The organism is Methylophilus sp. (genome assembly GCF_008015755.1).
Taxonomy (GTDB): Bacteria; Pseudomonadota; Gammaproteobacteria; order Burkholderiales; family Methylophilaceae; genus Methylophilus.
Genome location: NZ_SSGF01000009.1, coordinates 18,937 through 27,502 on the forward strand (window position 1 = coordinate 18,937; position 8,566 = coordinate 27,502).

General features: G+C 50.1%; 9 protein-coding genes. 2 read left to right on the plus strand and 7 right to left on the minus strand.

Annotation, left to right across the window (positions count from 1 at the left end; all coding sequences use genetic code 11):
- Positions 1-35: 35 nt before the first annotated feature.
- The 4 genes from E6Q52_RS04565 to E6Q52_RS04580 are packed head-to-tail and all read right to left on the minus strand — an operon-like array spanning position 36 to position 4,288.
- Positions 36-707: a hypothetical protein gene (locus E6Q52_RS04565; protein ID WP_292819084.1), complete on the minus strand. Its 672-nt coding sequence runs from the start codon at positions 705-707 to the stop codon at positions 36-38.
- Positions 708-723: 16 nt separating this feature from the next.
- Complete coding sequence (pabB, locus tag E6Q52_RS04570; RefSeq protein ID WP_292819087.1) at positions 724-2,154, minus strand: aminodeoxychorismate synthase component I; 1,431 nt, start codon at positions 2,152-2,154, stop codon at positions 724-726.
- Positions 2,145-3,215 (minus strand): hydantoinase/oxoprolinase family protein, encoded by a 1,071-nt coding sequence (locus E6Q52_RS04575; RefSeq protein ID WP_292819090.1) that lies wholly within the window; start codon positions 3,213-3,215, stop codon positions 2,145-2,147. The genes pabB and E6Q52_RS04575 overlap by 10 nt, the downstream gene beginning before the upstream one ends.
- Entirely contained in the window at positions 3,212-4,288 is a 1,077-nt protein-coding gene (locus E6Q52_RS04580) for an ATP-grasp domain-containing protein (RefSeq protein ID WP_292819093.1), read from the minus strand. Before E6Q52_RS04580 ends, E6Q52_RS04575 begins: the two co-directional genes overlap by 4 nt.
- On the opposite strand from E6Q52_RS04580, the gene E6Q52_RS04585 reads away from it, so the two are divergent.
- Positions 4,283-4,987 (plus strand): HisA/HisF-related TIM barrel protein, encoded by a 705-nt coding sequence (locus E6Q52_RS04585; RefSeq protein WP_292819096.1) that lies wholly within the window; start codon positions 4,283-4,285, stop codon positions 4,985-4,987. The two genes, E6Q52_RS04580 and E6Q52_RS04585, sit on opposite strands and share 6 nt — an antisense overlap.
- A gap of 68 nt (positions 4,988-5,055) precedes the next feature.
- Here E6Q52_RS04585 and hxlB read toward each other — a convergent pair whose 3' ends face one another.
- The 3 genes from hxlB to tal all read right to left on the minus strand — a co-directional run bounded on the left by hxlB (position 5,056) and on the right by tal (position 7,453).
- Positions 5,056-5,592, minus strand: a complete 537-nt coding sequence (gene hxlB / locus E6Q52_RS04590; RefSeq protein WP_194741902.1) for a 6-phospho-3-hexuloisomerase — start codon at positions 5,590-5,592, stop codon at positions 5,056-5,058.
- Between the two features lie 102 nt (positions 5,593-5,694).
- Positions 5,695-6,327: a 3-hexulose-6-phosphate synthase gene (gene hxlA / locus E6Q52_RS04595; protein ID WP_018985298.1), complete on the minus strand. Its 633-nt coding sequence runs from the start codon at positions 6,325-6,327 to the stop codon at positions 5,695-5,697.
- Positions 6,328-6,499: 172 nt separating this feature from the next.
- A complete protein-coding gene (gene tal / locus E6Q52_RS04600) occupies positions 6,500-7,453 on the minus strand; it encodes a transaldolase (RefSeq protein ID WP_292819101.1) in 954 nt (317 codons plus the stop codon).
- Positions 7,454-7,727: 274 nt separating this feature from the next.
- Between tal and E6Q52_RS04605 the strand changes: the two genes are divergently transcribed.
- Positions 7,728-8,566, plus strand: an 839-nt coding sequence (locus tag E6Q52_RS04605; protein ID WP_292819104.1) for an SRPBCC family protein, incomplete at its 3' end; no start/stop codon positions are given.

Genomic DNA, 8,566 nt, shown 5'->3' on the forward strand with positions numbered 1-8,566 from the left:
CATGAAACCAGATTGAATAAAACGAGGCGCGAGGTTTACGCGGAGTACAAACGATGATGTGTTCCCAGCTCAGCCGTTAAGTCACTACCTGCAAACCCTTGCTCAAACAGCCCATAGTCACTTTGGTGTACCACATAGGTTTGAAATTTAGCTTCTGCCAGCAACCCTGACAAGCCTTGATCAACGATGTCCATGGACTGCAAAGCATCAAGGCCACGCGCCATCTGGCTATCTAGCAGCCTGTCATCTGATTTAACCAGCAGTAAATGCTGCGCCTCCAACTGCCAGGCTAGCCAGGCAGCCAGGCTGTCTGAGGTCACATCCCAACTCTCGGCCAGCGCATGCTCATTGGCAAACATGGTGTTTAGCGCCATTTCACTGGGTAACCACACCAGGCCGCGATGCTGCCAGCCACTTTCGGCAATTTGGAGCGGATTACGTACCAAAGCCAGTTCGGGTACCATCGCCACCAGGCTTCGCGCCATTTGATCCATGGCATAAATGGCCAATGCATGGGCGTGGTGATCATTAATATGGCCGTCAGCATGCCCTGCGCGCATGCGCTGGAAATCCCGTACGGCATCGGCATACATGCCACCGCCAGGCACAATAATGACTTTACCATCGCCCCAACGGACGACCAGACGCAGCCAGTGCACTAGGCTGTCGTAGTGTGTCACGCTACCCCCTAGCTTGATCACCCACATACTCTGTTCCCGAAGATTAATTTTTAGTTTTAAAGTGTGCAACCAGCTTGAAGAATTGCGACGCTTTATCAAAGGTTTCCTGATATTCTTTCGCACAATCCGAATCTGCCACCACACCACCGCCCGCAAAAAAAGTCATGCGCCCATTACATATCACGGCAGTTCTTATCGCGATATTGGTATCCATACTACCATCAAAACCAATATAGCCAATACTGCCACAATAAATGCCGCGCCGATGCGGTTCGAGCTCCTCAATAATCTCCATGGCGCGCAATTTTGGGGCGCCTGTGATCGAGCCGCCGGGAAAGCATCCGCGCAACAAATCCAGGGCATGCAAGCCTGGCGCCAGCGCGCCGCGTACAATACTGACCAGATGATGCACATTGGTAAATCGCTGCAATTTGAACAAAGCATCGACTTTCACCGAACCGACTTCGCACACTTTGCCAATATCGTTGCGCAATAAATCCACAATCATCAGATTTTCGGCGCGGTCTTTCATGCTATGCGCTAACTCTTCGGCGGCTTGCGCATCGGCAACGGCATCCTGGTGCCGCGGGCGCGTGCCTTTAATGGGCCTTGTCTCCACTTTGCGATCAATCACCTGCAAAAAACGCTCTGGCGACATCGACAATACCGCCAGCGGATTACCTGCGCTATCCTCGGCTTGCAGATAAGCCATAAAGGGCGCACGGCTCAATTGGCGAAAATGGTCATAGGCGGTACACGCATCCCCTGCGATATCTATAGCAAAACGCTGCGCGAGATTGATCTGATAACAATCGCCGGCACCTATATAGTCCTTCACTTTTTGGAAAGCGCTGGCATAGGCCGCTTGATCCATATTCGGCTGCATCTCGCCAGTGACCTCAAACGCAGCCTGAGGCTCAGTGCGCGGTTGCAATAATTGTTGGTGCAAGACTTGAAGCGCTTGCTGCTCGGTAAAGCGGGCGTGAGAGACCAAGTGGCTACGGCCAAGGTGATGATCGACGATAATCGCCCAATCATAAATACCAACCAACAACTCGGGCAGTGGCATATCTTCAGCTGCCAGTGTAGGCATGGTTTCGATACTGCGCCCCAGGTCATAGGCGAAATAGCCCAGGGCACCACCTGCGAACGGAATATCGGCGACGCGTTCAACCGCATGCGGGGCCAACCATTGCTGGATAATCTGAAAAGGATCTTGCTGCGACTTCGTGATGGCCTGGTTTGCATGCACTTCCGTCTCAGGCTGGCGATGGATGATTTTGGCCACCGGAGCCGCCACCACAATATCAAAGCGTGCACCGAGGCTGACTTCTTCATCTACCGTGGTTTGCGCTTGTGACTGGCGCACCTCTACCCGGCCGCTTTCCAGCAACATCGGCCATGGCAGATGCCTGACCTGCTTTAGCCAATGCATGCCTTCTGCATAAGGTAAATCAAACTGAATTAATGCCATGCTTGCCATAACCTCGCCACCGCATAGGCCGGAAAACAGACCTCTGCAGCTTGTTTCAATTGTAAACTGCCCGCGGGCATCCATGCGGTAGCAGGCTCATAAGCTAACCCCAAGCGCTGCGCCAATGCTGCGACCAAAAAGCTGCCCGCCCCCAGCCCCAACAGGGTTTTGGGTGGCCTGTTTGCCTGCGCCATCACCGATGCAATGGCATTCTGCAAACTCGCCAATTGCGCGGCTTTAAACGCAAGCGCCAGCGACAACCAGGCATCGCTCGATTGATCCTCAACATCATGCCCCACCATGCGTGCCAGGCGACGCATACTGTCATTCATCGAGCGCCCTTGACCATCTGCCGTCTCTGCCAGGTCATCACTGGCAGATAATTCGCCAAGCACGCGATAGACATCTGCCGTCGTGGCAAAATATTCGGCCGCGATATGGCGCAACACAGGCTGAGACTCTCCGGGCGCTTGCCAGGCAATCAATGGGCCTAGCGCCATCAGCGGCGTACGCACCACCCCCGTATAAAACAAGCCTTGTTTCGCCATACGCGCCGCGTCAGACCAGCCCACCGGCCACACCTGCTGCTGCTCACACAGCGTGATATCGCAGGTGGTGCTGCCAATATCCACCACTAACATGGCGTCCCCTGCCATGCTAGTCGCCAAGCACTGCGCCGAGGCATGCCAATTCATCGAGGCGATGTCTGTCTCCAGACCCGTCACACAGTCCGTAAACCTAGCGCCTTGCGTCGCTGAGGCCAAGTAAAACTCGGCGTGTGGCAGATAATGCTGCACCGTCTCAGCAATGGCGCGTACGCCTTGCAAGCGGTTATCAAACAAATCAACCAGCTCTCCGGTCATGGTAACTGCATGGTCGCAAGCAGCTGCTTCAATGTGCCAGTCGTTTAACACATGCTTGATCGCATCCTCAAGCAGCGGCAAGCCCTTCCACAAGGCGCATGCCTGCTGCAACACACGCACAATCTCACCTTGCGTATTCAGCATCACCGCTTTCACATGTGCGCCACCGATATCCCAACCTATGACCGCGCGCTTCATGCTGGCAACAACTCCGTATGAGTTTTGGTGGCTAAGGACAAGACACAGGATGCCTGCGCTTGAGCGTCACTCAATTTATTTTCTAACATAGCATCCAGAATCATGGCAGCAGGATTTTCTGTGAGTAATTGCGATAAGGCAATATAAGGCGTCGTCAGGCGCGGATTAATTTCAACCAGGACCAACTGTTTGTCAGGAGTCAAAATCATATCAGCGCCCCAGTAGCCTAGCAGGCCTGGAATGGCACAATGAATCTGTTCCGCCAGGGTTTGCATTGCAGGCAAATAGGCGGCGGCCTCATTGATCCCTGCGCCGTCAAAATGGAAACACCCCTGCTGAATATTGACCTTCTGCTGATGCCCGGCAATCACATGTACTTGCGCCTGCGTAGATAGCACTGACATGCTTAATGCTAATCCTGGCAGATATGGCTGCAGTAGAAGTTTGTTTAACAACTTGGGATTTTCATTTGAAATTTTTAATTTAAAATCATAAACTTCAGATATTTTTTTAAAGTAAAAAGTAAACTCACAACCCGCGCCATCATCGGGCTTAACCACCCAGCCATCCTTAGCAGCTGCATGGAGCCAGCTTAGATTTTCGAGCGTATCGACTTGCGCTAAAAACACATGCGGCAAGACAGCGATGCCCGCTTGCTGGCAAACTTCGGCCATCACTGATTTAGCACTGGTTTGTGCAATCGCCTCGGCACTACAGCCTATCCACACCTTGCCTGCTGCTTGCACCAGTTGCTGCATATGCTGTAACACACCGTCTGTTTCGGGGGCAATCACCCAGCAAGCATCCACGTCATCAGACGCTAATTGCTGGCGCCAAAATGCATCAGCATCCTCACCCGGATGTAATGGCTGGCTAGCCGCATGGATGGGCGCTGCAACGCGGCTATCGTGGCTAGTGATACAATCAACGCCCAGCGCTGACAAGTCTGCCAGCAAGGCATCACGCATCAGCAAGCCTTCTTGCAACAAACTGGCAGGCAATGCCTCGGAAGCCAGGCCACCAGCGCTGACATATTCACAGACCCAGATTTTCAAGCGAGATTGATTGTGCATATTATTCCCGTCATCGATTTGATGCATGGCCAGGTAGTGCAAGCCATACAAGGGCAACGCCAGCACTACCGTGCGATTCAATCGCAGTTAACAGATAGCCACGCCCTGCTCGATGTCATCAGCGCTATTTTACAAGTTTATGCCTTTGACTGCCTGTATATTGCTGATTTAAATGCAATCACAGGCCAGCCTGAGATGCCCAATCACCTAACGTTGATTAAACAGGCCATGGCACAGTTTCCAGCGCTGCAATGGTGGGTAGATGCCGGGCTCAATAGCACAGAAGCCCTCAAGCCTTGGCTAGACGCAGGTGTTCGACCGATCATCGCCAGTGAAAGCCTGGCTGATATCGACACTTATCAAGCCATGCGCACGATGAGCCCGCCTAGTATCTTGTCGCTAGATTTTTTTGATGATGGTTTTCATGGCCCTGATCACCTATTGAGCGAGCCTAATCTCTGGAGCCAACCAACCATATTAATGAGCCTGCCCAAGGTCGGTGCCAACCAAGGCCCTGACGTTGAGAAAATCAGCGCACTCAAACAACAGCTCCCAGAACAGGCCATTTACGCCGCAGGCGGGGTCAGGCACTGTGCAGATATACAGTCACTAGCACACGCGGGTGCAGATGGCGTATTGATTGCCAGTGCACTACACCAGAAACAGCTTACTGCCAGCGACCTAGCAGCGTTCCGATAATAAAAAACCGGCCACCAGGCCGGTTTTTTTAACAGCAAAGCTTCGTGAGAAACTTATTCTGTCAAGGCTTACTCCAGGTTTGCGTGCAATGCGCGCATGCCTTCTTCAGTCAGGCCTTTGGCGTGGATCAATTCAGAAATGGCGCCTTCCAGGAATACCAGGGTAGACAATTCAAATTGACCGCCCATAGGCATGCCTTTCACCAATGGGAAGCTGTCGTCTTGACCAACTTGAACCACCAGATCAGCCACATCAGCCATGGCTGAAGATTTTTTCATAGAAATAACCACCAGTTTGGCGCCCACTTCTTTGGCTTTTTTCACAAATGGCAACAAAGTGGCTGTACCGCCGGAACCCGAAACCAGGATCAGCAAGTCACCTTTTTTGATCGCTGGCGTCACGACTTCACCGATCATGTAAACGCTGTAGCCAGAATGCACCAAGCGCATGGCAAAGAAGCGTGACACCAACAGTGAACGACCTGCGCCACCGATAAATGTTGAACCAGCCTCTTCAACCAGTTTCAGCAATTCAGCCGCTTTTGACTTGTCAGTCACGTCCAGAATACGCTTTAAGTTGTCCAGAATAAATTGTTGATGATCCATGTTTTGTCCTGTATTCAAAATATTTAATAAAAAACCCGACACATTGCTGAGTCGGGTTTTTTGTCTCGCTGATCAATAATTACTTATTGATGCTTAAATGAATTAAGCGTGAGCGATAGCAGTGATTTCTGCAGCAGCAGCAGCTGGGTCAGCAGCGCCGTAGATAGCAGCACCAGCAACGATGATAGTCGCGCCAGCGTCACGCACTTGAGCAGCTGTAGCAGCTTTAACGCCACCAGCAACAGAGATGTCAACACCCAGGTTCAAACCGGCAACAGCAGCCAGGTCAGCAAATGGAGTTTGACCAGCAGCTTGTTGGTCCAAACCAGTGTGGATACCGATGATGTGAGCACCAGCAGCAGCAACTTCTTTAGTACGAGCAACTTTGTCTTCAACGCTGATCAGGTCAACTTGAGCTTTTTTGCCGTATTTGTTAGCTGCTTTGATTACGCCTTTGATTGTACCGATGTCGGATACGCCCAACACTACGCAGATGTCAGCACCGGCTTTGTAGAATGGCTCAGACTCGTACTCGCCTGCATCCATCGTTTTCAGGTCAACCAGGATCTTGTTGTTTGGGAACTTAGCGCGCAAAGTTTCCAGCAATTTGATACCGTTGTGCTTGATGCATGGTGTACCGATTTCCAGGATGTCAACGTGTGGAGCAACTTTTTCTGCCAAAGCTATAGTTGCGTCAAAATCCAATGAGTCTAATGCCATTTGTGTTAATGCCATGTTTTTCTCCAAAAATTAAAATTTAAATGCTATTGCTAGCGTACTACCAATTCAAGCTGGTCGCTCATAGTAAGCTTGCAGCCAAAATAAGTCAATGTTGCAGGCCCATTTGTGCCTGACTTAAAAGTCAAACGGGCAGGTTCCTGCCCGTTTGCATTATCGCAGTGCGATATTACAGTTTTGCGGCTAAAGCGTCTTCCAGTTTTTTCTGGTCAGCCACGAAACCGCGAATACCTTCTGCCAGTTTTTCAGTCGCCATGGCGTCCTGGTTCAACTGGAAGCGGAATTCTTCTTCAGTCATTTTAGCTGGCACGTCTTTAGTCTTGCCACCGTCTTTCAACACTTGAGCCAATGTACCTTCTGTCGCTGCCAATTCTTGCAGCAGGTTTGGGGACACGGTCAAACGGTCACAACCAGCCAGCGCAATCAGTTCGCCAGTGTTACGGAAAGAAGCACCCATCACAACGGTTTTGTAACCGTGCTCTTTGTAGTACTGGTAGATTGCACGAACAGAAACCACACCTGGGTCAGTTTCTTGAGTGTACTCAGTCCCTGGGTTTTTCGCTTTATACCAGTCCAGGATACGGCCCACGAATGGGGAGATCAGGAACACGCCAGCTTCAGCACATGCACGCGCCTGGCCGAAACCGAATAACAATGTCAGGTTACACTGGATACCTTCTTTTTCCAGCTGTTCACCAGCCTTGATACCTTCCCAGGTAGAAGCAAGTTTGATCAGTACACGGTCTTTGCTGATACCAGACTCTTCATACAACTTGATCAATTTACGGCCTTTAGCAATCATCGCATCGATGTTGAAAGACAAACGTGCATCTACTTCTGTAGAAATACGGCCTGGAACCACTTTAGTGATTTCAGCGCCAATCAATACTGCCAGTTTGTCAGCAGCATTTTCAATTTGTTGCTCTTTGGAACCACCTTGTGCTTTTGCATAAGCAATGGCAGTGTCAATCAACGTTGCGTATTCTGGGATTTGGCTGGCTTTCAACACCAGAGATGGGTTTGTGGTTGCATCCACAGGTTTAACACTTTTGATTGCTTCAACATCACCAGTGTCAGCCACGATGGTTGTCATTGCTTTCAACTGATCTAATAAGTTTGCCATTCGATTGCTCCTAAAAATTGCAATAATCGTTTACGTATAGTTATACATAGAAACCTTCAACATTATAACTGAATTTATTTGAGTTAGTTAAGCCTCGTTTTTGCTTTAAATAGGCGCCAGCCTTGGGGTAGCCTGATATGAACCCTATATTTTTTTGATTAAAATCAAATGATTGAACCAGATTTTTACAGTAGATAAAGGGGTTCTGACTTTTCATTTACCCCCTTTTCGGGCACAATTCACCTTTTTTGCAAGTGATTAATCAGTTGGGCATATGGGTTCTGTCACCTCTTTAAACAAAGAACAAAACCAGACTCGCTTCGCACAATTACCTGTCGATTGGTATCTGCATCCGGAGATATATACGCTAGAGCAAGAACACCTGTTCGCCAAGATTCCACAATATCTTGGCCACGAGCGCATGATCCCGCATGCGGGCGATTATCGCGCCCTGGACTGGATGCACAATGCTACAGCCCTGGTAAATCAAGCGGGTAAACCTCAACTCATCAGCAATATTTGCCGCCACCGCCAGGCCGTAATGCTCAATGGCCAGGGCAATACCCAGCACATTGTTTGCCCGTTACATCGTTGGACCTATGATTTAGGCGGGCAACTGCTAGGTGCGCCGCATTTTGAACAAAACCCCTGCCTGCACCTCGAAAAACAAGCCCTGACTGAATGGCAAGGCCTGTTATTTAAAGCCAATGACCAGGCCAGCAAGCAAAAAGGCCTGGACATTGCGAACATCCTGAAACAGCTTGGGTGCAAGCAAGATTTCGACTTTACCTGCTATCATTTCGATTCCGCCATTGTCGACCATTACGATTTCAACTGGAAAACTTTTATTGAGGTCTACCTTGAAGATTATCATGTCGGTCCTTTCCATCCGGGTCTGAACCAGTTTGTTGATTGCGGCGAACTGAACTGGGAGTTTGGCGAGCATTACAGTGTACAAACGGTTGGCTACAAACCAATACCGGATTACAGCCTCTCCCCTGTTTACAAACAGTGGCAACAAGCGGTGACTGATTACCAGCAAGGCACTACGCCTAAGTATGGCGCGATCTGGTTTGTACTCTACCCATTTCTCATGATTGAATGGTATCCAAA

What these genes read in the sequence shown, in the direction of transcription:
- E6Q52_RS04575 (WP_292819090.1), bottom strand. Translation starts at nt 3,215, where the DNA reads ATGAAGCGCGCGGTCATAGGTTGGGATATCGGTGGCGCACATGTGAAA.
- pabB (WP_292819087.1), bottom strand. Translation starts at nt 2,154, where the DNA reads ATGGCATTAATTCAGTTTGATTTACCTTATGCAGAAGGCATGCATTGG.
- E6Q52_RS04565 (WP_292819084.1), bottom strand. Translation starts at nt 707, where the DNA reads ATGTGGGTGATCAAGCTAGGGGGTAGCGTGACACACTACGACAGCCTA.
- E6Q52_RS04580 (WP_292819093.1), bottom strand. Translation starts at nt 4,288, where the DNA reads ATGCACAATCAATCTCGCTTGAAAATCTGGGTCTGTGAATATGTCAGC.
- hxlA (WP_018985298.1), bottom strand. Translation starts at nt 6,327, where the DNA reads ATGGCATTAACACAAATGGCATTAGACTCATTGGATTTTGACGCAACT.
- tal (WP_292819101.1), bottom strand. Translation starts at nt 7,453, where the DNA reads ATGGCAAACTTATTAGATCAGTTGAAAGCAATGACAACCATCGTGGCT.
- hxlB (WP_194741902.1), bottom strand. Translation starts at nt 5,592, where the DNA reads ATGGATCATCAACAATTTATTCTGGACAACTTAAAGCGTATTCTGGAC.